This is a genomic window from Magnetospirillum gryphiswaldense MSR-1 v2, assembly GCF_000513295.1.
GTDB lineage: Bacteria > Pseudomonadota > Alphaproteobacteria > Rhodospirillales > Magnetospirillaceae > Magnetospirillum > Magnetospirillum gryphiswaldense.
Genome location: NC_023065.1, coordinates 1351776 through 1377545, shown reverse-complemented (window position 1 = coordinate 1377545; position 25770 = coordinate 1351776). Strand labels below are relative to the sequence as shown.

Here is a 25770-nt window from a genome sequence, read left to right as displayed (position 1 = left end):
TATTGATTCGATTGGCGAAAGACTGATGCAGGTAACCGAGACCAATGCTGATGGCCTGAAGCGCGAGTTCAAGGTCGTCGTCCCCGCGAGTCAGCTCCAGACGCGCACCCAGGATCGGCTGGCGGAAATCGCCCGCACCGTGAAGCTGCCCGGCTTCCGTCCCGGCAAGGTGCCGATGAAGATCGTGCAGCAGAAGTATACTGCCGCCATCATGGGCGAAGTGCTCGAGCAGGCGGTGAACGACGGCACCCACAACGCCATCACCGAGCGCAACCTGCGCCCCGCCGCCCAGCCCAAGGTCGAGATTTCGTCCTATGCCGAGGGCGCGGACCTGGAATTCACCGTGGCCTTGGAAATCCTGCCGGAAATCACGCCGATGGATTTCTCCACCATTTCGCTGGAACGCGAAAAGGCCGAGATTCCGGCCGAGGAAATCGACGAGACCCTGAAGAACATCGCCGATCGCAACGAAAGCACCGAGACGGTGGAACGCGCCTCGGCTTCGGGCGACGTGGTGGTCATCGACTTCGTCGGCAAGCAAGACGGCGTGGCCTTCCCCGGCGGCACCGCCGAGGGCTATGCGCTCAAGCTGGGTTCCAACACCTTCATCCCCGGCTTCGAAGACCAGTTGGTCGGCAAGTCGGCGGGCGACACCGCCACCGTGACTGTGACCTTCCCCGAGGGTTATGGCAATGCCGAGCTGGCGGGCAAGCCGGCGGAATTCGACGTCACCGTCAAGGAAGTGAAGGCGGCGGTTCCGGCGGCCATCGACGACGAACTGGCCAAGAAGGTCGGTCTCGATTCGCTCGATGCCCTGAAGGGCGCCATCTCCGAGGAAATCGGTCGCGAACTGAACGCCATCGGCCGCAACAAGGTCAAGCGCGCCCTGCTGGACGCCCTGGCCGCCGGCCATGATTTCCAGGTGCCGGCCAGCATGGTCGAGCAGGAATTCGAAACCATCTGGAAGCAGCTGGAAACCGATCGTGAAGCCGGTCGTCTGGACCCGTCCGACGAAGGCAAGGATGACGATACCCTGAAGGCCGAGTACAAGACGCTGGCCGAACGCCGCGTCCGTCTGGGTCTGCTGCTGGCCGAAGTCGGTCAGAAGAACAACGTCACCGTCACCCAGGACGACCTGAACAAGGCGTTGATCGAGGAAGCCCGCCGCTATCCCGGCCAGGAACACATGGTGTTCCAGTACTACAAGGGTAACCCGGATGCGCTGAACGCCCTGCGCGCCCCCATCTTTGAAGAAAAGGTGGTGGATTTCATCCTGGAACTGGCCAAGGTGACCGACAAGCCGGTTTCGGCGGCCGAGCTTCGCAAGGATCCGGACGAGGCCGAGGCCACGGACGAGGCCAAGCCGAAGAAGAAGGCCGCCGCCAAGAAGAAGGCGGCCGACACGGCGGAGTAAGGTGATCAGGCGCCGGCATTTCCCCATGGAAATGCCGGCGTCCCACTTGTGCTATCGGGTTTTCTCCCCCATTGTTTATTGCAGCGCGATCATTTGCGCCGGATTGCCAAGAAGAAGGACAGACCATGCGAGAGAGAGACCCCATCGACCTCTACATGAACACCCTGGTGCCGATGGTGGTCGAGCAGACCAACCGGGGCGAGCGTTCCTACGACATCTATTCGCGCCTGCTGAAGGAGCGCATCGTTTTCCTGACCGGTCAGGTCTATGATGAAGTGTCGACGTTGATTTGCGCCCAGTTGCTGTTCCTGGAATCGGAAAATCCCAACAAGGACATCGCGTTCTACATCAATTCGCCCGGCGGCGTGGTGACCAGTGGTCTGGCCATGTACGACACCATGCAGTACATCCGCCCGTCCGTGTCCACCGTGTGCCTGGGGCAAGCCGCCTCCATGGGCTCGCTGCTGTTGACCGCCGGCGCCAAGGGCAAGCGCTTCTCCCTGCCCAACGCCCGGGTGATGATCCATCAGCCGTCCGGCGGTGCCCAGGGGCAGGCCACCGATATCGAGATTCAGGCGCGCGAAATTCTGGCTTTGCGGGCCCGGCTCAACAACATGTATGTGCAGCATACCGGCCAGACTCTCGAGGTGATCGAGCGGGCGATGGAGCGCGACAAGTACATGACCGCCGACGAAGCCAAGGAATTCGGCCTCATCGACGAGGTGGTGTCCAACCGTCCGACGCTGGAAGAGATCCAGGCCAAGGGCTGACCGGACGCAGAGGGCGGGCTTGGGATTTAGCCGAATTCAGGATTTTTCCCGCTTTGGGATTTTGCCGGATGCGGGATTTTTCCCGCTTTGGGATTTTGATTGTGCGGCGCTGTTGGCTGTGGCTAACATGATTCCCAAGCTTCCTGCCGCTTATTATCCAATGGAGTACCGATGACCAAGTCCACAAGCGGCGATTCCAAGAACACTCTGTACTGCTCCTTCTGCGGAAAGAGCCAGCATGAAGTGCGCAAACTGATCGCCGGGCCGACTGTCTTCATCTGCGATGAATGCGTCGAGCTGTGCATGGACATCATCCGCGAAGAGCATAAGACCCATCTGGTCCGCTCGCGCGACGGCGTCCCCACCCCCAAGGACATCCGGGCCGTTCTGGACGATTATGTGATCGGCCAGGACCACGCCAAGAAGGTTCTGTCCGTTGCCGTGCACAACCACTACAAGCGGTTGCAGCATGGTGGCAAGGCTGGCGAAGTGGAAATCGCCAAGTCCAACATTCTGCTGATCGGCCCCACCGGCTGCGGCAAGACCCTGTTGGCGCAGACCCTGGCTCGCATCCTGGATGTGCCCTTCACCATGGCCGACGCCACCACCTTGACCGAAGCCGGTTATGTGGGCGAGGACGTGGAAAACATCATCCTCAAGCTGTTGCAGGCGGCGGAATACAATGTCGAGCGGGCTCAGCGCGGCATCGTCTATATCGACGAGGTCGACAAGATCAGCCGCAAGTCCGACAACCCGTCGATCACCCGCGACGTCTCGGGCGAGGGTGTGCAGCAGGCGCTGTTGAAGATCATGGAAGGCACCGTCGCCTCGGTGCCGCCGCAAGGCGGGCGCAAGCATCCGCAGCAGGAATTCCTGCAGGTGGACACCACCAACATCCTGTTCATCTGCGGCGGCGCCTTCGCCGGTCTGGAAAAGGTGATCGGTACCCGCGGCAAGAACAATTCCATCGGTTTCGGCGCCGAAGTGCGCGGCCCGGACGAGCGCCGGACCGGTCAGATCCTGCGCGAGGTCGAGCCCGAGGATCTGCTGAAATTCGGTCTGATCCCTGAATTCGTCGGTCGTCTGCCGGTGCTGGCCACCTTGGATGATCTCGACGTCGGCGCTTTGGTGGAAATCCTGTCCAAGCCCAAGAACGCCCTGGTCAAGCAGTACCAGCGTCTGTTCGAGATGGAAGACACCCGTCTGTCCTTCAAGGAAGACGCCCTGGTGTCCATCGCCGAGAAGGCCATCGCCCGCAAGACCGGCGCCCGTGGCCTGCGTTCGATCATGGAGAGCATTCTGCTCGATACCATGTTCGAGCTGCCGGGCATGGAGGAAGTCGAGGAAGTGGTGGTCAACAAGGAAGTGGTGGAGAACCGGGCCCAGCCTCTGCTCATTTACTCGGAACGGCGTGAAGACGTCGGCGCCGGCGCCTGATCGGCGCCGGTCCGTCCGGGTCATGATCGGGTTTTCCCCTTGACGGGGCGGGGAATCCGACCATCTAGGTAGAATATAATAAGTCTAAAGCCGGTGTGGGGCAGCCCAGCCCCAGCCGCAGGCCCGAAGAGGTAGCATGTCCGAAATCGCTCGTGGCGACGTCTTCCCCGTTCTTCCGCTGCGCGACATCGTCGTCTTCCCCCATATGATCGTTCCGCTGTTTGTCGGTCGTGACAAATCGGTGCGCGCGCTGGAAGACGTGATGCGCGAAGACAAGCAGATCCTGCTGGTCGCGCAAAAGAACGCCGCTCAGGATGATCCGACCACCGCCGACATTTACGATGTCGGCACCGTGTCCACTGTCCTGCAATTGCTGAAGCTGCCCGACGGCACCGTCAAGGTGCTGGTGGAAGGTGGCCGCCGCGCCCGCATCACCGGCTTCACCGACAACGAATCCTTCTTCCAGGCCACCGCCGAGATGATCGATGACGGCGTGTTGGAAGGCCAGGAACTGGAAGCCCTGTCCCGTTCGGTGGTCGGCCAGTTCGAGCAATACATCAAGCTCAACAAGAAGATTCCGCCGGAAGTGCTGGTCTCGGTCAATCAGATCGAAGACCCCGCCAAGCTGGCCGACACGGTGGCCTCGCACCTGTCGCTCAAGATTTCCGAAAAGCAGGAATTGCTGGAGTTGGGCACCACCGCCGAGCGGCTGGAACGCGTCTATTCCTATATGGAAGGCGAGATCGGCGTCCTGCAGGTGGAAAAGAAGATTCGCAACCGGGTCAAGCGCCAGATGGAGAAGACCCAGCGCGAGTATTATCTGAACGAGCAACTGAAGGCGATCCAGAAGGAACTGGGCGAAGGCGACGACGGCAAGGACGAATCGGCCGAGCTGGAAGAGCGCATCGCCAAGACCCGCCTGTCGAAGGAAGCGCGCGAAAAGGCCTTGGCCGAGCTGAAGAAGCTGAAGTCCATGAGCCCGATGTCGGCGGAAGCCACCGTGGTGCGCAATTACCTGGACTGGATTTTGACCATTCCGTGGAAGAAGCGGACCAAGGTCAAGAAGGACGTCAAGCTGGCGGAAAAGATCCTCAATTCCGAACATTACGGGCTTGAGAAGGTCAAGGAACGCATCGTCGAGTACTTGGCGGTGCAAACCCGCACCGAAAAGGTCAAGGGCCCGATCCTGTGCCTGGTCGGCCCGCCCGGCGTCGGCAAGACCTCGCTCGGCAAGTCCATGGCCCAGGCGACCGGGCGCAATTTCGTCCGCATCTCCTTGGGTGGCGTGCGCGACGAAGCCGAAGTGCGCGGCCATCGCCGCACCTATATCGGCTCCATGCCCGGCAAGATCATTCAGGGCATGAAGAAGGCCAAGTCGTCCAATCCGCTGTTCCTGCTCGACGAAATCGACAAGCTGGGCGCCGATTGGCGCGGCGATCCGTCCTCGGCCCTGCTTGAAGTGCTGGACCCGGAGCAGAATGCCACCTTCAACGACCATTACCTCGAGGTCGATTACGATCTGTCCGACGTGATGTTCGTCACCACCGCCAACACGCTGCGCATGCCGCAGCCGTTGCTGGACCGTATGGAACTGATCCGTCTGTCGGGCTACACCGAGGACGAAAAGGTGGAAATCGCCAAGCGTCACCTGTTCGACAAGGTGGCCACCGCCGCCGGTCTGAAGAAGGGTGAATGGACGGTGTCCGACGACGCCATCCGCGATCTGTGCCGCTATTACACCCGCGAAGCCGGGGTGCGCAGCCTGGAACGTGAATTGGCTAACCTAGCCCGCAAGGCCACCACCGAGATCGTGTCCAAGGGCAAGTTGAAGGTGGCGGTGACGCCCAGGAACCTGGAAAAATACGCCGGCGTGCGCAAGTACCGCTTCGGCGAGGCCGAGCTGGAAGACATGGTCGGTGCCGTCACCGGTCTGGCCTGGACCGAGGTGGGCGGCGAATTGCTGACCATCGAGGCGGTGACCATGCCGGGCAAGGGCAGCTTCAGCCATACCGGCAAGCTGGGCGACGTCATGCAGGAATCGGTGCAGGCGGCGCGGTCCTATGTGCGCTCGCGTTCGGTCAGCTTGGGTATCAAGCCGACGGTGTTCGAGAAGAAGGACATCCACGTCCACGTGCCCGAAGGCGCCACCCCCAAGGACGGTCCGTCCGCCGGTATCGCCATGTGCACGGCCATCGTTTCGGCCATCACCGGCATCACCGTGCGGCGTGAAGTGGCCATGACCGGCGAAATCACCCTGCGCGGTCGGGTGCTGCCCATCGGCGGCCTCAAGGAAAAGCTGCTGGCGGCGTTGCGCGGCGGTCTGAAGACCGTGCTGATCCCCAAGGACAATGAAAAGGACTTGGCGGAAATCCCCGATAACGTCAAGAAGGGCCTGGAAATCGTGCCGGTCGGTACGGTGGACGAGGTGCTGGCCCGGGCGTTGACCCGCATGCCGGTCCCCATCGAGTGGGAGGAGCCCGCCGATGGCGCCGCTTCCACCACCAAGGATGGCGAAGCGGGGGCGGTGCTGACCCACTGACTTGATAACTGTTTTTGATAAATAACGGCGGCCCGGGATTCCGGGCCGCCGTTAACTATTTCGGCCTCGGGTGAAGACCCTATATTTATCAAAGATGGTCTAAAAATGGCGGAAAACATAAGGTTTCCGCGCTTTGATGATTGACGCTGGGGAAAAAGCGGAATTAAACTTTTCACCTGTAATTTCCCTGCGGGTGCACTGGGATGGTGCCGGCGGGTTCAACTTTCCAAAGGGGGCACTCAGGTGAACAAGAATGATCTCGTGACGGCGGTTGCCGCCAGCGCTGGCCTGTCCAAGGCTGATGCCGCCAAGGCTGTTGATGGTGTATTCGATGCCATTTCCGGCGCCTTGGCCGGTGGTGACGACGTGCGTCTGGTCGGCTTCGGCACTTTCGCCGTGTCCGAACGCGCCGCCTCCGAGGGCCGCAACCCGCGCACCGGCGAAACCATCAAGATTCCGGCGTCGAAGCAGCCGAAGTTCAAGGCCGGCAAGGGCCTGAAGGATTCCGTGCAGTAATCCCCCTTGGGGTGAAGACATCAGGGCCGGACCAGCCAGGGGGCAGGTCCGGCCCTTGTTTTTGCCCCATTGCCTTTTGCCGCAATCCCCCGTATGAACCATGTCCTGGCTGCCGGGCGGTTAGCTCAGATGGTAGAGCGCCTGCTTTACACGCAGGATGTCGGCGGTTCGATCCCGTCACCGCCCACCACGCCTGTAAGGCATGGGCCTTTGCGTGGTCCAAAGTGTGGGTCGTTTCGATAGCGCCCCTTCGTGGCGCACTTCCTAATCCCCCCAAGCGCAGTTGACCTTTTTGAGGTCGACATGTCGTACGCGCTCTTTTGGTGCATGGCTTGCCCAAGGTGAAAGCTAAAACCAACAGAGGATTGCGCCCTCATGCAGGCACGCTGGGCCCATCACCCTTTCCCAATATTCGCGCCCGGACCCTACCCGTTCGGCCCGCCCATCTCCACCCGTTGGCGGAGGGCAGGGGGCTTGCTGCGCCGCAGCACACAACAGATTGTGGCAAAATTGCTGTTGGCAAGGGGTATGTTTGCTTGACAGTCTTCCGGCCCTGCATTACACCACCCCTACCCGCGCGGGTGGCTGCGTTGGGGGTGTAGCTCAGTTGGTTAGAGCGCCGGCCTGTCACGCCGGAGGTCGCGGGTTCGAGCCCCGTCACTCCCGCCACCAGCCAGGGCTGGATTGTCTTTTCTTCGCGAAAGGATGATCTATCCTGGCGGCCATTGGCGCTTGAGGCTAGTGTCTTGCCGGGAGGGTCTCTCTTCCATATTTGCCTGAACAGGGTTTGTCATTCCGCCGCCAGTCTTACCGCCCGACGCGCAGCCGCGCCTTGGGCCGGTTGCTTGTGGCGCGGCAGATCGTTACGGGCCGGGAAGGGCGGGCGCTTCGGGCGGACCCAATATATATAAGGGCTGGATGATGGAAGCTTGGCTGCTCGAATATCTGCCGATCCTGATCTTCATCGGAATTGCCGTCGCCGTTTCCGTGATCGCGGTGGGCGCGTCGTGGCTGGTGGGGCGGCAAAAGCCCGACCCCGAGAAGAACGCGGCCTATGAATGCGGTTTCGAGGCCTTCGGCGACGCGCGCTCCAAGTTCGACGTGCGGTTCTATCTTGTCGCCATCCTCTTCATCATCTTCGATCTGGAAGTGGCCTTCCTGTTCCCGTGGGCGGTGTCCCTGGGCAAGATCGGCATGTTCGGCTTCTGGTCGATGATGGTGTTCCTGGGGGTGCTGACCATCGGCTTCATCTATGAATGGCGAAAGGGAGCCTTGGAATGGGAGTGACCAATTCCGGTCTGGTGACGCCCGCGCATGCTGCGCCGCTGCCTCAGGGCGCGGCGCAAGACAGCGTTCTGAAGTTGGTCACCGACGAACTCGAAGACAAGGGCTTCGTCCTCGCCAATGTGGACAAGCTGGTCAACTGGGCGCGCACCGGCTCGTTGTGGCCGATGACCTTCGGTCTGGCCTGCTGCGCCGTGGAGATGATCCACGCCGGCTGTTCGCGCTATGACATGGACCGCTTCGGCGTCGTCTTCCGTCCCAGCCCGCGCCAGTCCGACGTGATGATCGTCGCCGGCACGCTCACCAACAAGATGGCCCCGGCGTTGCGCCGCGTCTACGACCAGATGGCCGAGCCGCGCTGGGTCATCTCCATGGGTTCGTGCGCCAATGGCGGCGGCTATTACCATTATTCCTATTCGGTGGTGCGCGGTTGCGACCGCGTGGTTCCGGTGGACGTCTATGTCCCCGGCTGTCCGCCGACGGCGGAAGCGCTTCTGTACGGCATCTTGCAGTTACAGAAGAAGATCCGCCGTACCGGCTCCATTCTCCGCTAGAACCGACAGGGACGGCCAGACACCATGACGCAAGTGCTGAAGGACCTGGGCGACTATATCGCCGCTGCCCTGCCCAACGACGTGCTTTCCACCGAGGTCAATCGCGTCGGCGAGTTGACCGTATTGGTGCGCACCCCTTCCATCGCCAAGGTTCTGACCTTCCTGCGCGATGATTCCGGCTGCCTGTTCAAGCAACTGGTCGATGTCTGCGGCGTCGATTGGCCGGGCCGGGAAGACCGTTTCGACGTGGTCTACCACCTGCTGTCGCTGAAGCATAACCAGCGTGTGCGGGTCAAGGTCGCCACCGACGAGGAAACGCCGGTGCCGTCCGTGGTCGGTGTGTTCTCTTCCGCCGGTTGGTTCGAGCGCGAGACCTGGGACATGTTCGGCGTGATCTTCTCCGATCACCCCGATCTGCGCCGTCTCCTCACCGATTACGGCTTCGAGGGCCATCCTCTGCGCAAGGACTTCCCGCTCACCGGCCATGTGGAACTGCGCTACGACGACGAGTTGAAGCGCTGCGTCTACGAGCCGGTCAAGCTGGTGCAGGATTTCCGCAATTTTGATTTCCTGTCGCCGTGGGAAGGCCAAGGCCTGCCCGGCGACGAAAAGGCGGGGAGCCACTGACATGGCCGAATCGCAGATCAAGAGCTACAACATCAATTTCGGTCCCCAGCATCCGGCCGCGCACGGCGTGCTGCGCCTGATCCTGGAAATGTCGGGTGAAACCGTCGACCGCGCCGACCCGCATATCGGCCTGCTGCATCGCGGCACCGAAAAGCTGATCGAGCACAAGATCTACACCCAGGCGACGCCCTATTTCGACCGCCTGGACTATGTCGGCACCATGAACCAGGAGCACGCCTTCGTCATGGCGGCGGAAAAGCTGCTGGGCGTCACCGTGCCGCTGCGCGGCCAGTACATCCGCGTGCTTTATTGCGAAATGGGCCGCATCCTCAACCACATCCTCAATATCTGCTCCTTCGTCTTCGACGTCGGCGGCATGACGCCGATGCTGTGGGGTTTCGAGGAACGCGAGAAGCTGATGGAGTTCTACGAGCGCGCTTGCGGTGCTCGTCTGCACGCCAATTACTTCCGCGTCGGCGGCGTCGCCCAGGATCTGCCGGCGGGTCTCTTGGAAGACATCGATGCCTGGTGCGATCAGTATCCCAAGGTCATCGATGATATCGAGACCCTGGTGACCGAAAACCGTATCTTCAAGCAGCGCACCGTCGATATCGGCACCGTCAGCGCCGAACAGGCGCTGGATTGGGGCTTTACCGGTCCCAATCTGCGCGCCTCGGGCATCGCCTGGGATCTGCGCAAGAGCCAGCCCTACGAAGTCTATGACCGCATGGATTTCGACATTCCGGTGGGCAAGGTCGGCGATTGCTATGACCGTTACCTGATCCGCATCATCGAGATGCGCGAATCGGTGAAGATCATGAAGCAATGCATCCGCGAGATGCCGTCCGGCCCGGTCAAGGTCGATGACCGCAAGGTGTCGCCGCCGCCCCGGGCCGAGATGAAGCAGTCGATGGAAGCGCTGATCCATCACTTCAAGCTGTTCACCGAAGGCTTCCATGTGCCGGCAGGCGAGGTCTATGCGGCGGTCGAGGCGCCCAAGGGCGAATTCGCCGTCTATCTGGTCGCCGACGGCAGCAACAAGCCTTATCGCTGCAAGATCCGTCCGCCGGGATACGTTCACCTGCAGGCGCTGGACATGATGTCGAAGGGACACATGCTGGCCGACGTGGTGGCCAATATCGGCTCCATCGACATCGTTTTCGGCGAGATCGACCGATGAGCACTGAACAAGACATGACCAGCTTCGCCTTCACTCCGGAAAATCTGGAGACGGCCAAGAAAATCATCGCCAAGTACCCGGCGGGCCGTCAGCAATCGGCGGTGATGCCGCTGCTTGATCTGGCCCAGCGTCAGGTCGGCTGGACCTCCATCGCGGTGATCGAATATATCGCCGAGATGCTGGAAATGGCGCCGATCCGGGTGCAGGAAGTGGTGACCTTCTACACCATGTACAACCAGAAGCCCGTGGGTCAGTACCACGTGCAGGTGTGCACCAATATCTGTTGCCTGTTGCGTGGCTCGGATGGCGTCGGCGAGACCGTCAAGGAATTGCTCGGCGTCGAGTGGGGCGAAACCACCGCCGACGGCAAGTTCACCCTGGCCGAGGTGGAATGCCTGGGCGCTTGCGTCAACGCGCCGATGATGCAGATCAACGACGATTATTACGAGGACCTGACGCCGGAAAGCACCAAGGCGGTGCTGGAAGCGCTCAAGCGGGGCGAAACCCCGGCTCCGGGCCCGCAGGGCGGCCGGCAGTTCTCGGCTCCTGAGGGTGGCCCGACCACCCTTGGCGACCTCACCTTCGGACCGGAGAAGGCGTGATGCTGCGCGATCAGGACAGAATCTTCACCAATCTCTATGGCATTCACGACTGGCGCCTGAAGGGCGCCCAGTCCCGTGGTGACTGGGACAACACCAAGGCGCTGCTGGCCAAGGGCCGCGACGCCATCATCGAGGAAGTCAAGACCTCGGGCCTGCGCGGTCGCGGCGGCGCCGGTTTCGGCACCGGCATGAAGTGGTCCTTCATGCCCAAGACCGAAGGGGCGCGTCCGCATTATCTGGTCATCAACGCCGACGAAGGCGAGCCGGGCACCTGCAAGGATCGCGAGATCATGCGCTTCGACCCGCACAAGCTGGTCGAGGGCGCGCTGCTGGCCTCGTTCGCCATTGGCGCTCATGCCTCCTACATCTATATCCGCGGTGAGTTCGTGCGCGAAGCCGAACACCTGCAAGTGGCCATCGACGAGGCTTATGCCGCCGGTCTGATCGGCAAGAACGCCTGCGGCTCCGGCTGGGATTTCGATCTCTACGTCCATCGCGGCGCCGGCGCTTACATCTGCGGCGAGGAATCGGCGCTGATCGAATCCTTGGAAGGCAAGAAGGGCCAGCCCCGTCTGAAGCCGCCGTTCCCCGCCGGTGTCGGCCTCTACGGCTGCCCGACCACCGTCAACAACGTCGAATCCATCGCCGTTGTCCCTGCCATCCTGCGCCGCTCGGGCGCTTGGTTCGCCGGCCTGGGCCGGGCCAAGAACTCGGGCACCAAGCTGTTCTGCATTTCCGGCCATGTGAACAAGCCGTGCAATGTGGAAGAGGAAATGGGCATCAGCTTCCGCGAGCTGATCGACAAGCATTGCGGCGGTATCCGTGGCGGCTGGGACAATCTGATGGGTGTCATCCCCGGCGGTTGTTCGACCCCGGTGCTGACCCGTGAAGTGATCGAGAATTGCCCGATGGATTTCGACGGCCTGCGTGAGGCCGGATCGGGCCTGGGCACGGCGGCGGTCATCGTCATGGACAAGTCCACCGACATCGTCCGCGCCATCACCCGGCTGTCGCGCTTCTACAAGCACGAAAGCTGCGGCCAGTGCACGCCGTGCCGCGAAGGCACCGGCTGGATGTGGCGGATGATGGAACGCATGGACAAGGGCGACGCCACCATCGAGGAAATCGACCTGTTGCAGCAGGTGACCAAGCAGGTGGAAGGCCACACCATCTGCGCCCTGGGAGACGCCGCCGCTTGGCCGATCCAGGGTCTGATCCGCAATTTCCGCCCCGAGATCGAAAAGAAGATCCGGGCCCGCAATTCCAGCGCGGCCTGAGGAGGTTAGAGACAACATGCCCAAACTGACGATCGACGGAACCGAGATCGAAGTCGAAGCCGGGGTGACCATCCTCCAGGCCGCCGAAACCATCGGCATCGAGATCCCGCGTTTTTGCTATCACGAACGTCTGGCCGTGGCCGGCAATTGCCGCATGTGCCTGGTGGAAGTGGAAAAGATGCCCAAGCCCGTCGCCTCCTGCGCCATGCCGGTGGGTGAGGGGATGGTGGTGCACACCAACAACGCCAATGTGCGCAAGGCGCGTCAGGGCGTGATGGAATTCCTGCTGATCAACCATCCGCTGGATTGCCCCATCTGCGACCAGGGCGGTGAATGCGACCTGCAGGATCAGGCCATGACCTATGGCGGCGATCGCAGCCGCTATCAGGAAGAGAAGCGGGCGGTCGAGGACAAGAATTACGGTCCGCTGATCCAGACCTGGATGACCCGCTGCATCCAGTGCACCCGTTGCATCCGCTTCATTTCCGAAATCGCCGGTACTCCGGTGCTGGGCGGCCTGGGCCGGTCCGAGCATCTGGAAATCGGGCGCTATGTCGGCGCCGCCGTGTCGTCGGAACTGTCGGGCAATTTGATCGATCTGTGCCCGGTGGGCGCGCTGACCAACAAGCCGGCCAGCTACACCTATCGCGCCTGGGAACTGAAGAAGACCGAAAGCGTCGATGCCATGGACGCCCTGGGCTCGGCCATCCGCGTCGATACCCGTGGCAACGAGGTCATCCGCATCCTTCCCCGCGTCAATGACGACATCAACGAGGAATGGCTGTCGGATCGCTCGCGCTTCGCCGTCGACGGCCTGAAGCGTCAGCGCCTGGACCGTGCTTACGTGCGCAAGGACGGCAAGCTGGCGGCCACCTCGTGGTCCGACGCCTTCGCCGCCATCGCTGGCAAGGTCAAGGGCGTGGCCGGGTCGAAGATCGCCGCCATCGCCGGTGACCAGACCGACGTCGAGACCATGCAGGCCCTGAAGGATCTGCTGATCGCCCTGGGCTCGGGCAACATGGATTGCCGTCAGGACGGCGCCAAGCTGGCCCCCGGCAACCGCGCCGGCTATCTGTTCAACAGCACCATCGCCGGCATCGAAGAAGCTGACGCCTTGCTGATCATCGGCTCCAACCCGCGCGTCGAGGCGCCGGTGTTGAATGCCCGTATCCGCAAGCGTTGGCTGAAGGGCGGCTTCAAGGCGGCGGTGATCGGCCCCAAGACCGATCTGACCTTCAAGCATGACTGGCTGGGCGAGCAGGCCTCCATCCTGGCCGACATCGTCGTCGGGACCCATCCCTTCGCCGAGGTGCTAAAGAACGCGGCCAAGCCGGCCATCATCCTGGGTCAGGGCGCGCTGGCCCGTGGGGACGGCGCCGCCATCCTGGCCCTGGCCGGCAAGCTGGCCGAAGCCTCGGGCGTGATCAAGGACGGCTGGAACGGCTTCAACGTGCTGCACACCGCCGCTTCCCGCGTCGGCGGCCTGGATGTGGGCTTCGTGCCCCAGGCCGGCGGCAAGGATACCGCCGGTATCATCGCCGGCGCCGCCTCGGGCGACATCTCGGTGGTGTTCCTGGCCGGTGCCGACGAAGTGGACATGAAGGGCTTCGGTAACGCTTTCGTCGTTTACCTGGGCACCCATGGCGATGCCGGCGCCCATCGCGCCGACGTCGTCCTGCCCACCGCCGCCTACACGGAAAAGAGCGCCACCTACGTCAACACCGAAGGCCGGGTGCAGCGCACCCGTCTGGCCATCTTCCCGCCGGGTGAGGCCAAGGAAGACTGGAAGGTGATCCGCGCCCTGTCCGACGCTCTCGACAAGCCGTTGGCCTTCGACACCGTCAAGCAACTGCGCGAGCGCATGGTCGCCAGCAATCCAGTGTTCGCCAGCGAAGGCGTGGTCAAGGCCGCTGCCTGGACCGGTGTCGGCACCGCTGGTGCTTTGACCGACAAGCCGTTGGCCTCGGCCATCGACAACTTCTATATGGTCGACCCGATCAGCCGCGCCTCCAAGACCATGGCGGAATGCACGGCGGAATTCGGCGGCGGCTGTGGCTGCAACAGCAAGAAGAAGACGGGGACCCATGGTTGATATGCTCTCTGGGCTTTTGCCCCCGGAACTGTGGCGTCTGATCGTCATCGTTCTTCAGATCGTCGCCATCGTCCTGCCGCTGCTGGTGGCGGTCGCCTATCTGACCTATGCCGAACGCAAGGTCATCGGCGCCATCCAGCTGCGCAAGGGCCCCAACGTGGTCGGCCCCTTCGGCCTGCTGCAGCCTTTGGCCGACGGCGCCAAGCTGTTCCTGAAGGAAACCATCTTCCCCTCCGGGGCCAACAAGGTGGTTTTCGTCATTGCGCCGATGCTGACCTTCATCCTGGCGCTGATCGCCTGGGCGGTCATTCCGTTCGATCAGGGTTGGGTGGTTGCCGACATCAATGTCGGCGTGCTCTACCTGTTCGCCATTTCGTCGCTTGGCGTCTACGGCATCATCATGTCGGGCTGGGCGTCGAACTCGAAATACGCCTTCCTGGGCGGCATGCGCTCGGCGGCACAGATGGTGTCGTACGAAGTGTCCATGGGTCTGGTGATCATTTCGGTGCTGATCACCGTGGGGTCGCTCAACCTGTCGGACATCGTGCTGAAGCAGAAGGACACGGTGTGGTTCATCATTCCGCACTTCCCCATGTTCATCATCTTCGTGGTGTCGATCCTGGCGGAAACCAACCGCGCCCCCTTCGATCTGGCCGAATCGGAATCGGAACTGGTCGCTGGTTACAACGTCGAATATTCGGCCATGACCTTCGCCCTGTTCTTCCTGGGTGAATACGCCAACATGATCCTGATGAGCGCCATGACCACGGTGCTGTTCCTGGGGGGCTGGCTGCCGCCCATGGATATCGCGCCGTTGAACTGGATTCCCGGCATCATCTGGTTCGCGCTCAAGATTTGCGCTGTTTTGTTCATCTTCCTGTGGGTGCGTGCCACCTTCCCGCGCTATCGCTATGACCAGCTGATGCGTCTGGGGTGGAAGATTTTCCTGCCGTTCTCGCTGTTCTGGGTGGTGTTGACCTCGGGCGTTCTCGTCGCCTTCGGTTGGCTGCCGGGTCAGGGTTAAGGAGAGAGTGTGATGGCGTTTCTCGACCGCACCGCGCGGGCGTTCCTGCTGACCGAGCTGGTTCAAGGCTTGGCGCTGACCTTCCGCTATATGTTCAAACCCTCGGTGACCACCAATTACCCCTACGAAAAGATTCCGATGTCGCCGCGCTTTCGTGGCGAGCATGCGCTTCGCCGTTATGCCAACGGCGAAGAACGCTGCATCGCCTGCAAGCTGTGCGAGGCCATCTGTCCGGCCCAGGCCATCACCATCGAGGCCGAGCCCCGGCCCGACGGTTCGCGCCGCGCCCGGCGCTATGACCTGGACATGACCAAGTGCATCTATTGCGGTCTGTGCCAGGAAGCCTGCCCGGTGGATGCCATCGTCGAGGGGCCCAATTTCGAGTTCGCGACCGAGACCCGGGCCGAGCTGATGTACAACAAGCAAAAACTGCTCGCGAACGGCGATCGCTGGGAGGCCGAACTGGCCATGCGTATCGCCGCCGACGCGCCGTACCGTTGATGAGGGGGATGGCATGATCGCGGCATTGATTTTCTACATGTTCGCCGGTTTGGCGGTGGCGAGCGGGGTCATGGTGATCTCGGCCCGCAACCCGGTCCATTCCGTGCTGTTCCTCATTCTGTGCTTCTTCAACGCGGCCGGCCTGTTCCTGCTGCTGGGCGCGGAATTCCTGGCCATGGTCCTGGTGGTCGTCTATGTGGGCGCCGTGGCGGTGATGTTCCTGTTCGTCGTCATGATGCTGGACATCAACTTCCTGCGCCTGCGTGAAGGCGTCGCCCAGTACCTGCCCACCGGCGCCGTCATCGGTCTGGTGCTGCTGGTCGAGCTGGCGGTGATGTTCGGCGGCTGGGCCTTCGCCCCCGACGTCGAAGCCCTGCTGGCGGCGCCGATCCCGGCGGTCAGTGAGATGACCAACACCGAGGCGCTGGGCCGTCTGATCTACACCAAGTATGTCTACCTGTTCCAGGCCTCGGGCGTGGTGCTGCTGGTGGCCATGGTTGGCGCCATCTTGCTGACGCACCGGTCGCGCACCGGCGTGCGCAAGCAGAAGATCTACGATCAGGTGGGCCGTACCGCCGCCAATTCCGTCGAAATCCGCAAAGTCAGCACCGGGGGAGGCATCTGATGTTCGAGATCGGTCTTTCCCACTACCTGACGGTGGCGGCCATTTTGTTCACGCTGGGCGTCTTCGGCATCTTCCTGAACCGTAAGAACGTCATCATCATCATGATGAGCATCGAACTGATGCTGCTGGCGGTGAATTTGAACTTCGTCGCCTTCTCGTCCTATCTGAACGATCTGGTCGGCCAGGTGTTCACCATGTTCATCCTGACCGTCGCCGCCGCCGAGGCGGCCATCGGTCTGGCCATTCTCGTCGTCTTCTTCCGCAACCGCGGCACGATCGCGGTCGAGGAAATCAGCCAGCTGAAGGGGTAATCAAGCGATGATGTACGTCGCCGCAGTTTTCCTGCCGCTGCTGGGCTCGATCGTTGCCGGCCTGTTTGGCCGCTTCATCGGTGACCGTGGTGCGCAAATCGTCACCTGCACGCTGTTGGGCGTGTCGGCCTTGTCGTCGGCCCTGATCTTCAAGGAAGTGGCCATCGACGGCAATTTCGTCACCATCCAGGTGTTGCACTGGATCCAGTCCGGCACCTTGGACGTGTCGTGGGCGCTGAAGTTCGACACCCTGACCGCGGTGATGATGATCGTCGTCACCTGGGTATCGTTCATGGTCCACGTGTACTCGGTAGGGTACATGAGCCATGATCCGGCCATTCCGCGCTTCATGTCCTATCTGTCGCTGTTCACCTTCGCCATGCTGATGCTGGTGACCGCCGACAACCTGATCCAGCTGTTCTTCGGCTGGGAAGGCGTGGGCGTGGCGTCCTACCTGCTGATCGGTTTCTGGTATCAGAAGCCGTCGGCCTGCGCCGCCGCCATCAAGGCCTTCGTCGTCAACCGCGTCGGCGATTTCGGCTTCGCGCTCGGCATCTTCGGCCTCTACTTCCTGTTCGATTCGGTGACCTTCGCCGGCATCTTCGCCGCCGCGCCGGAAAAGGCCAATGCGGTCGTCACCTTCTTCGGCATCGAAGCCAACGCCATCACCATCTGCTGCCTGCTGCTGTTCGTCGGCGCCATGGGTAAGTCGGCCCAGCTGGGTCTGCACACCTGGCTGCCCGACGCCATGGAAGGCCCGACCCCGGTTTCGGCGCTGATTCACGCCGCCACCATGGTCACCGCCGGCGTCTTCATGGTCGCCCGCATGAGCCCGCTGTTCGAGTATTCGAGCACCGCGCTCACCGTGGTCACCCTGGTCGGCGCCGCCACCGCCTTCTTCGCCGCCACCGTCGGCTGCGTCCAGAACGACATCAAGCGGGTGATCGCCTATTCCACCTGCTCGCAGTTGGGCTACATGTTCTTCGCCATCGGCGTGTCGGCCTATCAGGCGGCCATCTTCCACCTGATGACCCACGCTTTCTTCAAGGCCTTGCTGTTCTTGGGCGCCGGTTCGGTGATCCACGCCATGAGCGACGAGCAGGATATCCGCCGCATGGGCGGTATCTGGAAGAACGTCAAGATCACCTGGGCGTTGATGTGGATCGGTTCGCTGGCTTTGGCGGGCGTGCCCTTCTTCGCCGGCTATTATTCCAAGGACACCATCTTGGAAGCGGCCTGGGCGTCGCATTCCCTGGCCGGGCAGTTCGCCTATGTCATGGGTGTCAGCGCCGCCTTCCTGACCGCCTTCTATTCCTGGCGTCTGCTGATCCTGACCTTCCACGGCAAGCCGCGCGCCGACGAACACGTCATGGCGCACGTGCATGAAAGCCCGGCGATCATGATCATCCCGCTGATGGTTCTGGCGGTCGGTGCGGTGTTCTCGGGTTGGCTGGGCTACGAAATGTTCGTCGGCCACGTCCAGCACGATTTCTGGCGCGGTTCCATCAAGGTGCTGTCCGATGTCCATGGCGCCATGGAAAACTTCCACCATGTGGAAAAGTGGGTTGCCCTGACGCCGACCATCGTCGCCGCCTCAGGTATCGCCCTGGCCTATCTGTTGTACATGTTCTTCCCCTCGGTGCCGCCGGCCCTGGCCAACAGCTTCCGTGGCGTCTACCTGTTCTTGCTGAACAAGTGGTATTTCGACGAACTGTACGACTTCCTGTTCGTGAAGCCGGCCTTCAAGTTGGGCCGCGGCTTCTGGCAGGGAGGTGACGGCGCCTTGATCGACGGTGTCGGTCCCGACGGCGTCGCCGCCGCCACCAAGTCGATCGCCCAAAAGGTGGGCAAGCTGCAATCCGGGTACCTGTACCACTACGCCTTCGTGATGTTGATCGGCGTGGCGGTGTTCGTCACCTGGTATATGTTCAACGCGCGCTAAGTCTGGGGAAGACAATGACCGACTGGCCTCTGCTCTCGTTGACGACGTTCCTGCCGCTGTTGGGGGCGTTGTTCATCCTGGCGATCCGCGGCGAAGCCCAGGTGGTGGCGCGCAATGCCCGCAACGTGGCGCTGCTCACCTCGGTGGCGACCTTCGTCGTCTCGCTGTTCATTCTGGGCTATTTCGACGCCGCCTCGGCTGAGTTCCAGCTGAAGGAAAGCGCCGTCTGGCTGCCCGGCACCGCCATCACCTATTCCATGGGTGTCGACGGCATCTCGGTGTGGTTCGTGCTGCTGGCCACTTTCCTCACTCCCATCTGCATCCTGTCGTCCGTCGGCGCGGTGGAGAAGCGGGTGAAGGAATACATGGTCGCCTTCCTGGTTCTGGAAACCATGATGGTCGGCATGTTCTGCGCGTTGGACATGGTCCTGTTCTACGTCTTCTTTGAAGGCGTGCTGCTGCCCATGTTCATCATCATCGGCGTGTGGGGCGGGGCGCGGCGCGTCTATGCCGCCTACAAGCTGTTCCTTTACACCCTGCTCGGTTCGGTGTTGATGCTGGTGGCCATGCTGGCCATGTACTTCGACGCCCGCACCACCGACATCCCGACCCTGATGGCGCATTCCTTCCCGCAGGCCATGCAATTGTGGCTGTGGCTGGCGTTCTTCGCCTCGTTCGCGGTCAAGGTGCCCATGTGGCCGGTGCACACCTGGTTGCCCGACGCCCACGTGGAAGCGCCGACCGCCGGTTCGGTGATCCTGGCCGGCGTGCTCTTGAAGATGGGGGCCTATGGTTTCATCCGCTTCTCGGTGCCCATGTTCCCGCTGGCGACCGAATACTTCACCCCCCTGGTCTACACCTTGTCCATCGTCGCGGTGATCTACACCTCGCTGGTGGCGCTGGTGCAGGAAGACATGAAGAAGCTGATCGCCTATTCGTCGGTGGCCCATATGGGTTACGTGACCATCGGCATCTTCTCCATGACCACCCAGGGTGTGGAAGGCGCGCTTTATCAGATGCTGTCGCACGGCGTCGTCTCGGGTGCCTTGTTTCTGTGCGTGGGCGTGGTCTATGACCGCATGCACACCCGCGAGATCGCCCGTTACGGCGGTCTGGCCGAGCGCATGCCCAAATACGCCCTGGTGTTCATGTTCATGACCATGGCTTCGGTCGGTCTGCCGGGTACCGGTGGTTTCATCGGCGAATTCCTTGTGCTCTTGGGCGTGTTCCAGGTCAATACCTGGGTGGCGCTGTTCGCCGCCACCGGTCTGGTGCTGGGCGCCGCCTATGCGCTTTACCTGTACCGCCGGGTGGTGTTCGGGCGTCTGACCCGCGACGATCTCAAGTCCATCTTGGATCTGAGCCCGCGCGAGGTGCTGATGTTCGCCCCCCTGATCGTCATCGTCATCTGGATGGGTATCTACCCGATCACCTTCCTCGAGCCGATGCACGCCTCGGTGGCCAAGCTCATCGACAATTACGAACTGGCGCGCGCCGCCGCCGAATCCTTGTCCGTCGCGGCTCGTTAAGGGGAACTGGATATGACCGAATCTCTCGACCTCATTCCGGTCCTGCCGGAGCTTCTCGTCGTCCTGGCGGCGATGGCTCTGTTGATGCTGGGCGTGTTCCGCAAGGGCGAGGGCACCGCCTCGACCACCACCTTGGCGGTGCTGGTCCTGGTCGGCGCCATGCTGCTGACCTGGGCGGTCGGCGGTTCTGAACGGACGCTGACCTTCGGCGGTCTGTTCGTGCTCGACCCGTTCAGCGTCTTCACCAAGGTGCTGTTGCTGGCCGCGTCGGCCATCACCGCCGCCATGTCGCTGAACTTCCTGGAAAAGGAAAAGCTGGGCCGGTTCGAATACCCGATCCTCATCCTGCTGGCCACGGTCGGCATGATGATGATGGTGTCGGCCAACGACTTCCTGGCCCTTTACCTGGGTCTGGAAATCCAGTCGTTGTCGCTTTACGTGCTGGCCGCCTATCACCGCGACAGCGCCAAGGCGACCGAATCGGGCCTGAAGTATTATGTGCTGGGCTCGCTCGCCTCGGGCATGCTGCTCTACGGCATCTCGCTGGTTTACGGCTTCTCCGGCACCACCTCGTTCGATGGTCTGGCCAAGCTGTTCGGCGGCGACCATGCGGTGCATCCGCATCTGGGCTTTGTCGCCGGTCTGGTCTTCGTCCTTGCCGGTCTGGCCTTCAAGATCTCGGCGGCGCCGTTCCACATGTGGACCCCCGACGTCTATGAAGGGGCGCCGACTCCGGTGACCTCGTTCTTCGCCGTCGCCCCCAAGATCGCCGCCATGGCGCTGTTGGTGCGGGTCATGACCGGCCCGTTCGGCGAGCTGTCGGACCAGTGGCGTCAGGTCATCGCCTTCATCGCCCTGGGCTCCATGTTCGTCGGCTCGTTCGCCGCCATCGCCCAGAACAACATCAAGCGTCTGATGGCCTATTCCTCCATCGGCCATGTGGGCTTCATGCTGGTGGGCATCGCCGCCGGTTTCGCCGACGGCATTCAGGGCGTGCTGATCTATCTGGCCATCTACCTGTCCATGAACGTGGGTGTCTTCGCCGTCATCCTGTCCATGCGCCAGAAGGGCCGTATGGTCGAAGGCATCGACGATCTGGCGGGCCTGGGCAAGACCAATCCGGCCATGGCCGCCGCCATGGCGGTGCTGATGTTCTCCATGGCCGGTATTCCGCCCTTGGCCGGTTTCATCGGCAAGTTCTATGTGTTCAAGGCCGCCGTCGATGCCGGGCTTTACACCCTGGCCATCATCGGCGTGGTCACCAGTGTGGTCAGCGCCTATTACTATCTGCGCATCATCAAGGTGATGTATTTCGACGAAGCGGTGGAAAGCATGGACCGTTCCGGCAGCAAGGCCCTGGGTCTGGTGCTGGCGGTGGCGACCATCGTCAATATCGTCTTCATCGCCATTCCCGGCCCGCTGCTCAACAGCGCCAAGGCTGCCGCCCTGGTGTTGTTCCCGGCCGCCGGTTGATGATATCGGCACGGTTGCCGGCGCCGTTCGGACTGATCAGTCTGGACAGCGTCGGCAGCACCAACGACGAAGCTCGGCGGTTGGCCCAATCCGGTGCCGCCGCCGATTTTCTTGTGGTGTCGGCCGAAAGCCAAAGCGCCGGGCGCGGCCGTCGGGGCCGGGCCTGGGTCAGCCCAGCCGGCAATCTGCATTTTTCCCTGCTGATCCGCATTCAATCGCTGTCGAGTGCCGCCCAATTGGGTTTCGCCGCCGCCGCTGCCCTGGTGTCGGCGTTGAGCACTTTGCTGCCGCAGGGGCAATTCCAGGCCAAATGGCCCAATGACGTGATGGCGGCGGGGCGCAAATGTGCCGGCATGTTGCTGGAATCGGCGGGGACAGACTGGCTGGTGCTGGGCATCGGCGTCAACGTGGTCGCCGCGCCGCCGCCGGTGGGGCTCAACCATCCGGCCTGCGCCTTGGCCGATCTGGGATTTTCCGGCACGGCGGATGATGTTCTGGCGGCGTTTTGCACTGATTTTCTGCCATTGGTTCAGGCTTGGCGCGGGCAAGGCTTTGCCCCGGTGCGTCAGGCCTGGCTGAACTGCGCCCGTGGATTGGGCCAGCCGACGGTGGTGCGGCTGGAGACCGATACGCAAACCGGTATTTTCGCCGGACTTGACGAAGAGGGCGCGCTGCTTTTGGATCAGGGCGCGTCGGGTTTCCGCCGTATTCTCGCCGGGGATGTCTTTTTCCCCGATGCCCGCTAACCTGGAGGCCCGCCATGCTTCTGGCCATTGATGCCGGCAATACCAATATCGTCTTTGCCGTGTTCGACGGCGAACAGGTGCGCGGCGAATGGCGCGCATCCACCCATACCGACCGCACCGCCGATGAATTGGGGGTGTGGCTGATGCAATTGCTGACCACCGAGAATCTGAAGCGCGAGGATATCTCGGCGGTGATCATCGCCAGCGTTGTCCCGGCCATCGTCTTCAACCTGAAGACCCTGTGCCGGCGCTATTTCGGCTGCGAGCCGCAGGTGGTCGGCGACGAAGGGGTGGATCTGGGCATCAAGGTGCTGCTGGACCGGCCCGAGGAAGTTGGCGCCGACCGTCTTGTCAACGCGGTGGCGGCGCACAAGTTCTATAAGGGGCCGTTGATCGTCATCGATTTCGGCACTGCCACTACCTTCGACGTGGTCGACGGCCTGGGCAATTATTGCGGTGGCGCCATTGCGCCTGGCATCAACCTGTCGCTGGAGGCCCTGCACATGGCCGCCGCCAAGCTGCCGCGCGTCGCCATCGGGCGGCCCAAGCAGGTGATCGGCAAGGCCACCGTCCCGGCGATGATGTCGGGTATCTTCTGGGGCTATGTCGGCCTGATCGAAGGGCTGGTGAAGCGCATGGAAGAAGAGTTCGGGGCCAAGATGCTGGTGGTGGCCACCGGCGGATTGGCGCCTTTGTTCGCCGAATCGACGCCGGTCATCAACGAACTGGCCTCGGACCTGACCTTGCGCGGGCTTTTGGAAATCCACCGCCGCAATTCCCGATCGGAAAAAGCATGAATCCGGGTAAGGACCAACTGATTTTCCTGCCTTTGGGCGGTGCCGGTGAAATCGGCATGAACATGAATTTGTACGGCCATGACGGCAAATGGCTGATGGTCGATGTGGGGGTGACCTTCGGCGACGATACCATGCCGATGATCGACGTGGTGATGGCCGACCCGGCCTGGATCGAGGAACGGCGCGACAAACTGGCCGGCATCGTCATCACCCATGGCCATGAAGACCATGTGGGCGCCGTGCATTATTTGTGGCAGCGGCTGAAATGCCCGGTCTACGCCACCCCGTTCGCCGCCGCCATCCTGATGGGCAAGCTGCATGAAGTGGGGCTGCAACGGCAAGTGCCGGTGCATGTCATCCCCCTGGGTGGGCGCTTCGACGTCGGGCCGTTCAACATCGAAATGGTGTCGCTGACCCATTCCATTCCCGAGCCCAATTCGCTGGCCATCCGCACCAAGGCCGGCACCGTGCTGCATACCGGCGACTGGAAGTTCGATCCCGACCCGCTGATCAGCGCCCCCGCCGATACCGAAACCCTGCGCCGCATCGGCAATGAAGGGGTTTTGGCCATGGTCGGCGATTCCACCAACGTCTTCACCCGCGGCCATTCCGGCTCGGAAGCCGAGGTCCGCGCCAACCTGATCGGCCTGCTGTCGCGTTACGATCGCCGCATCGCCATTTCCTGCTTCGCCACCAACGTGGCGCGGGTGGAAAGCGTGGCCCTGGCGGCCGAGGCCAATGGCCGCTCGGTCGCCCTGGTCGGGCGGTCGCTGTGGCGCATCGAGAAGGCGGCGCGCGAGTTGGGCTATCTCAAGGATATCGCCCCCTTCCTCAACGATCACGATGCCGCCCATCTGCCCGCCGACAAGGTGCTGTACCTGTGTACCGGCAGCCAGGGCGAGCCGCGCGCGGCGCTGGCCCGCATCGCCGGCAACGACCATCCCAACGTCAAACTGAGCAAGGGCGACGTGGTGATCTTTTCGTCGCGCATCATTCCCGGCAACGAAAAGCCCATCTTCAAGCTGCAAAACGATCTGGTGCGCATGGGCGTCGAGGTGGTCACCGACCGTGACGAGCCCATCCACGTCTCCGGCCACCCGGCCCGCGATGAAATGCAGGCCATGTACCAGTATGTGCGCCCGCAGATCGCCATTCCGGTCCATGGCGAGGCCCGCCACGTCAAGGAACATTGCGCCCTGGCCACGGCTTGTGGGGTGGAACAGACCCTGGCCATCGAGAACGGCGCCATGGTCCGCCTGGCTCCCGGCCCGGCGGAAGTGATCGACCATGTCCCGGTCGGGCGTTTGGCCGTGGACGGTCAGGCGTTGGAGGGCGGCCCGCGTCTGGTCCGTCTGGATTCGGCGGTGCTGCGCGACCGCCGCCGCATGGTGTTCAACGGCTCATGCGTCTGCACCATCGTCGCCGATCGCAAGGGCAAGCTGTTGAGCGAGCCGCAGGTGACCGCCCTGGGTCTGCTGGATGCCGAACATTTCGCCGAGGAGCACGATGCCGTGGTCGAGGCGGCGCGTGAAGCCTTTGACGAATTGCCGCTGAAGGCCCGCCAGGACGACGCGGTGGCCGCCGAGGCGGTGCGTCGCGCCGTGCGCCGCGAGTTGAAGAGCATGCTGAACCACAAGCCCATCACCACCGTGCATCTGGTGCGCGTGTGATTGGTAACGCGTGAAAAAGTCCGCTGAGCGAAGCGAAGGACTTTTTCACGAGCGTCGGGCGCTGCCTAATCGTTCCGACAGAAGATTGGCCGCTTGCTTGAGTTCGCGTACCACCTGCCCCTCGGGGCGCATGTCGAACATGCCCTGAATGCCCACCACCAGCATGGTGAGCGTGATGTCGCCGGCGGCGTTGAACACCGGGGCGCCCACCGCTTCGACGCCGGGCACCAGATGATAGCCGGAGACGGCACTGATCCCGGTTTGGCGCACCTGATCGAACATGGCTTCGATTGCCGGCCAGGAATTGGCATTGGCCGGGGCGCGGCCCTCGGCCAGTTCGGCTTCGATCAGGCCTTGTACCTGCGGGCGCGGCAGATAGGCGCCGAAAATCTGGCCCGACGCCGATGACAGCACTTCAAGCGCGGTACCGGTGACGACGTTGACGGTGATGGCGCGGCGCGGGCGCTCGCCGCGCACGATCACCGGCCCGTTCTCGCTCCACACCGATAGCGCGGTGGTTTCGTTGACGCGGTCGCGCAACTCGGCGATGGCGTTAAGCCCTAATTGGATGCGATCCAGGCGGTCGATGGCGGCCAGACCCACATGCAGGGCCAGCGGCCCCAGATCGTACAGCGAGGTTTCGCGGTCCTGCTCGACCATGCCGGCCCGGATGAGGCTGACCAGATAGCGGTGCGCCTTGGACGCCGGCATGCCGGCGACGGCGGCGATATCCTTCAGCATCATGGCGCGTTCCCCACCGGCCAGGGCCCGCAGCACCTGCATGCCGATCTCGATGGACTGGACGCCGTGTTTGCCTTCGTTGGCTTCACTCATGGACCGCGTATCTCCCCTGAACCATC

General features: G+C 62.4%; 23 protein-coding genes and 2 tRNA genes. 24 read left to right on the top strand and 1 reads right to left on the bottom strand.

The window, feature by feature from the left end; genetic code table 11:
* Window positions 1-25 precede the first annotated feature (25 nt).
* The 24 genes from tig (at window position 26) to MGMSRV2_RS06445 (ending at window position 24910) form a co-directional block, all read left to right on the top strand.
* Window positions 26-1414, top strand: a complete 1389-nt coding sequence (gene tig, locus MGMSRV2_RS06560) for a trigger factor (protein WP_024079573.1) — start codon at window positions 26-28, stop codon at window positions 1412-1414.
* Between the two features lie 125 nt (window positions 1415-1539).
* On the top strand, window positions 1540-2184 hold the full coding sequence (gene clpP, locus MGMSRV2_RS06555; RefSeq protein WP_024079572.1) for an ATP-dependent Clp endopeptidase proteolytic subunit ClpP: 645 nt from the start codon (window positions 1540-1542) through the stop codon (window positions 2182-2184).
* A gap of 171 nt (window positions 2185-2355) precedes the next feature.
* On the top strand, window positions 2356-3621 hold the full coding sequence (gene clpX / locus MGMSRV2_RS06550) for an ATP-dependent Clp protease ATP-binding subunit ClpX (RefSeq protein WP_024079571.1): 1266 nt from the start codon (window positions 2356-2358) through the stop codon (window positions 3619-3621).
* Between the two features lie 136 nt (window positions 3622-3757).
* Complete coding sequence (lon, locus tag MGMSRV2_RS06545; protein ID WP_024079570.1) at window positions 3758-6160, top strand: endopeptidase La; 2403 nt, start codon at window positions 3758-3760, stop codon at window positions 6158-6160.
* Between the two features lie 243 nt (window positions 6161-6403).
* Window positions 6404-6676, top strand: coding sequence for an HU family DNA-binding protein (locus tag MGMSRV2_RS06540; RefSeq protein WP_024079569.1), 273 nt, complete (start codon window positions 6404-6406; stop codon window positions 6674-6676).
* A gap of 114 nt (window positions 6677-6790) precedes the next feature.
* Window positions 6791-6866 (top strand) — tRNA-Val (locus tag MGMSRV2_RS06535).
* A 402-nt stretch (window positions 6867-7268) separates the two neighbouring features.
* Window positions 7269-7345: transfer RNA gene (locus tag MGMSRV2_RS06530), tRNA-Asp, on the top strand.
* Between the two features lie 252 nt (window positions 7346-7597).
* On the top strand, window positions 7598-7963 hold the full coding sequence (locus MGMSRV2_RS06525) for an NADH-quinone oxidoreductase subunit A (RefSeq protein ID WP_024079568.1): 366 nt from the start codon (window positions 7598-7600) through the stop codon (window positions 7961-7963).
* Window positions 7954-8514 carry a NuoB/complex I 20 kDa subunit family protein gene (locus tag MGMSRV2_RS06520; protein ID WP_041633492.1) on the top strand — a complete coding sequence of 187 codons (561 nt, stop codon included), beginning with the start codon at window positions 7954-7956 and terminating at the stop codon, window positions 8512-8514. The genes MGMSRV2_RS06525 and MGMSRV2_RS06520 overlap by 10 nt, the downstream gene beginning before the upstream one ends.
* A gap of 24 nt (window positions 8515-8538) precedes the next feature.
* Window positions 8539-9141, top strand: a complete 603-nt coding sequence (locus tag MGMSRV2_RS06515; RefSeq protein WP_024079566.1) for an NADH-quinone oxidoreductase subunit C — start codon at window positions 8539-8541, stop codon at window positions 9139-9141.
* Between the two features lies 1 nt (window position 9142).
* The gene (locus MGMSRV2_RS06510) at window positions 9143-10321 is read left to right on the top strand and encodes an NADH-quinone oxidoreductase subunit D (RefSeq protein WP_024079565.1); all 1179 of its coding nucleotides are present in this window, start codon (window positions 9143-9145) and stop codon (window positions 10319-10321) included.
* Window positions 10318-10923 (top strand): NADH-quinone oxidoreductase subunit NuoE, encoded by a 606-nt coding sequence (nuoE, locus tag MGMSRV2_RS06505; RefSeq protein WP_024079564.1) that lies wholly within the window; start codon window positions 10318-10320, stop codon window positions 10921-10923. Before MGMSRV2_RS06510 ends, nuoE begins: the two co-directional genes overlap by 4 nt.
* Window positions 10923-12200 (top strand): NADH-quinone oxidoreductase subunit NuoF, encoded by a 1278-nt coding sequence (gene nuoF, locus MGMSRV2_RS06500; RefSeq protein ID WP_084027958.1) that lies wholly within the window; start codon window positions 10923-10925, stop codon window positions 12198-12200. The genes nuoE and nuoF overlap by 1 nt, the downstream gene beginning before the upstream one ends.
* Before the next feature lie 16 nt (window positions 12201-12216).
* Window positions 12217-14292: an NADH-quinone oxidoreductase subunit NuoG gene (nuoG, locus tag MGMSRV2_RS06495; protein ID WP_024079562.1), complete on the top strand. Its 2076-nt coding sequence runs from the start codon at window positions 12217-12219 to the stop codon at window positions 14290-14292.
* Window positions 14285-15316: an NADH-quinone oxidoreductase subunit NuoH gene (nuoH, locus tag MGMSRV2_RS06490; RefSeq protein WP_041633491.1), complete on the top strand. Its 1032-nt coding sequence runs from the start codon at window positions 14285-14287 to the stop codon at window positions 15314-15316. Before nuoG ends, nuoH begins: the two co-directional genes overlap by 8 nt.
* A gap of 12 nt (window positions 15317-15328) precedes the next feature.
* Window positions 15329-15817 (top strand): NADH-quinone oxidoreductase subunit NuoI, encoded by a 489-nt coding sequence (gene nuoI, locus MGMSRV2_RS06485; RefSeq protein ID WP_024079560.1) that lies wholly within the window; start codon window positions 15329-15331, stop codon window positions 15815-15817.
* 13 nt (window positions 15818-15830) lie between these two features.
* On the top strand, window positions 15831-16442 hold the full coding sequence (locus MGMSRV2_RS06480) for an NADH-quinone oxidoreductase subunit J (protein ID WP_024079559.1): 612 nt from the start codon (window positions 15831-15833) through the stop codon (window positions 16440-16442).
* Entirely contained in the window at window positions 16442-16753 is a 312-nt protein-coding gene (nuoK, locus tag MGMSRV2_RS06475) for an NADH-quinone oxidoreductase subunit NuoK (protein WP_024079558.1), read from the top strand. Before MGMSRV2_RS06480 ends, nuoK begins: the two co-directional genes overlap by 1 nt.
* A 10-nt stretch (window positions 16754-16763) precedes the next feature.
* Window positions 16764-18695: an NADH-quinone oxidoreductase subunit L gene (gene nuoL / locus MGMSRV2_RS06470; protein ID WP_041633490.1), complete on the top strand. Its 1932-nt coding sequence runs from the start codon at window positions 16764-16766 to the stop codon at window positions 18693-18695.
* A gap of 14 nt (window positions 18696-18709) precedes the next feature.
* Complete coding sequence (locus tag MGMSRV2_RS06465) at window positions 18710-20224, top strand: NADH-quinone oxidoreductase subunit M (RefSeq protein ID WP_024079556.1); 1515 nt, start codon at window positions 18710-18712, stop codon at window positions 20222-20224.
* Window positions 20225-20236: 12 nt separating this feature from the next.
* A complete protein-coding gene (gene nuoN / locus MGMSRV2_RS06460) occupies window positions 20237-21697 on the top strand; it encodes an NADH-quinone oxidoreductase subunit NuoN (protein WP_024079555.1) in 1461 nt (486 codons plus the stop codon).
* Window positions 21698-21711: 14 nt separating this feature from the next.
* The gene (locus MGMSRV2_RS06455; RefSeq protein WP_234016343.1) at window positions 21712-22443 is read left to right on the top strand and encodes a biotin--[acetyl-CoA-carboxylase] ligase; all 732 of its coding nucleotides are present in this window, start codon (window positions 21712-21714) and stop codon (window positions 22441-22443) included.
* A gap of 14 nt (window positions 22444-22457) precedes the next feature.
* Complete coding sequence (locus tag MGMSRV2_RS06450) at window positions 22458-23240, top strand: type III pantothenate kinase (protein ID WP_024079553.1); 783 nt, start codon at window positions 22458-22460, stop codon at window positions 23238-23240.
* Complete coding sequence (locus MGMSRV2_RS06445; protein ID WP_024079552.1) at window positions 23237-24910, top strand: ribonuclease J; 1674 nt, start codon at window positions 23237-23239, stop codon at window positions 24908-24910. The genes MGMSRV2_RS06450 and MGMSRV2_RS06445 overlap by 4 nt, the downstream gene beginning before the upstream one ends.
* Before the next feature lie 45 nt (window positions 24911-24955).
* Here the strand turns inward: MGMSRV2_RS06445 and MGMSRV2_RS06440 are convergent, their stop codons facing one another.
* Window positions 24956-25744, bottom strand: coding sequence for an IclR family transcriptional regulator (locus MGMSRV2_RS06440; protein ID WP_024079551.1), 789 nt, complete (start codon window positions 25742-25744; stop codon window positions 24956-24958).
* Between the last annotated feature and the right edge of the window lie 26 nt (window positions 25745-25770).

Excerpts from the sequence above, each read along its gene's own strand:
- clpP (WP_024079572.1), top strand. The coding sequence starts at position 1,540 with ATGCGAGAGAGAGACCCCATCGACCTCTACATGAACACCCTGGTGCCG.
- MGMSRV2_RS06520 (WP_041633492.1), top strand. The coding sequence starts at position 7,954 with ATGGGAGTGACCAATTCCGGTCTGGTGACGCCCGCGCATGCTGCGCCG.
- MGMSRV2_RS06510 (WP_024079565.1), top strand. The coding sequence starts at position 9,143 with ATGGCCGAATCGCAGATCAAGAGCTACAACATCAATTTCGGTCCCCAG.
- nuoG (WP_024079562.1), top strand. The coding sequence starts at position 12,217 with ATGCCCAAACTGACGATCGACGGAACCGAGATCGAAGTCGAAGCCGGG.
- tig (WP_024079573.1), top strand. The coding sequence starts at position 26 with ATGCAGGTAACCGAGACCAATGCTGATGGCCTGAAGCGCGAGTTCAAG.
- nuoI (WP_024079560.1), top strand. The coding sequence starts at position 15,329 with ATGGCGTTTCTCGACCGCACCGCGCGGGCGTTCCTGCTGACCGAGCTG.
- nuoK (WP_024079558.1), top strand. The coding sequence starts at position 16,442 with ATGTTCGAGATCGGTCTTTCCCACTACCTGACGGTGGCGGCCATTTTG.
- nuoH (WP_041633491.1), top strand. The coding sequence starts at position 14,285 with ATGGTTGATATGCTCTCTGGGCTTTTGCCCCCGGAACTGTGGCGTCTG.
- nuoL (WP_041633490.1), top strand. The coding sequence starts at position 16,764 with ATGTACGTCGCCGCAGTTTTCCTGCCGCTGCTGGGCTCGATCGTTGCC.
- nuoN (WP_024079555.1), top strand. The coding sequence starts at position 20,237 with ATGACCGAATCTCTCGACCTCATTCCGGTCCTGCCGGAGCTTCTCGTC.
- MGMSRV2_RS06450 (WP_024079553.1), top strand. The coding sequence starts at position 22,458 with ATGCTTCTGGCCATTGATGCCGGCAATACCAATATCGTCTTTGCCGTG.
- MGMSRV2_RS06525 (WP_024079568.1), top strand. The coding sequence starts at position 7,598 with ATGGAAGCTTGGCTGCTCGAATATCTGCCGATCCTGATCTTCATCGGA.
- clpX (WP_024079571.1), top strand. The coding sequence starts at position 2,356 with ATGACCAAGTCCACAAGCGGCGATTCCAAGAACACTCTGTACTGCTCC.
- lon (WP_024079570.1), top strand. The coding sequence starts at position 3,758 with ATGTCCGAAATCGCTCGTGGCGACGTCTTCCCCGTTCTTCCGCTGCGC.
- MGMSRV2_RS06445 (WP_024079552.1), top strand. The coding sequence starts at position 23,237 with ATGAATCCGGGTAAGGACCAACTGATTTTCCTGCCTTTGGGCGGTGCC.
- nuoE (WP_024079564.1), top strand. The coding sequence starts at position 10,318 with ATGAGCACTGAACAAGACATGACCAGCTTCGCCTTCACTCCGGAAAAT.
- MGMSRV2_RS06480 (WP_024079559.1), top strand. The coding sequence starts at position 15,831 with ATGATCGCGGCATTGATTTTCTACATGTTCGCCGGTTTGGCGGTGGCG.
- MGMSRV2_RS06515 (WP_024079566.1), top strand. The coding sequence starts at position 8,539 with ATGACGCAAGTGCTGAAGGACCTGGGCGACTATATCGCCGCTGCCCTG.
- MGMSRV2_RS06465 (WP_024079556.1), top strand. The coding sequence starts at position 18,710 with ATGACCGACTGGCCTCTGCTCTCGTTGACGACGTTCCTGCCGCTGTTG.
- MGMSRV2_RS06440 (WP_024079551.1), bottom strand. The coding sequence starts at position 25,744 with ATGAGTGAAGCCAACGAAGGCAAACACGGCGTCCAGTCCATCGAGATC.
- nuoF (WP_084027958.1), top strand. The coding sequence starts at position 10,923 with ATGCTGCGCGATCAGGACAGAATCTTCACCAATCTCTATGGCATTCAC.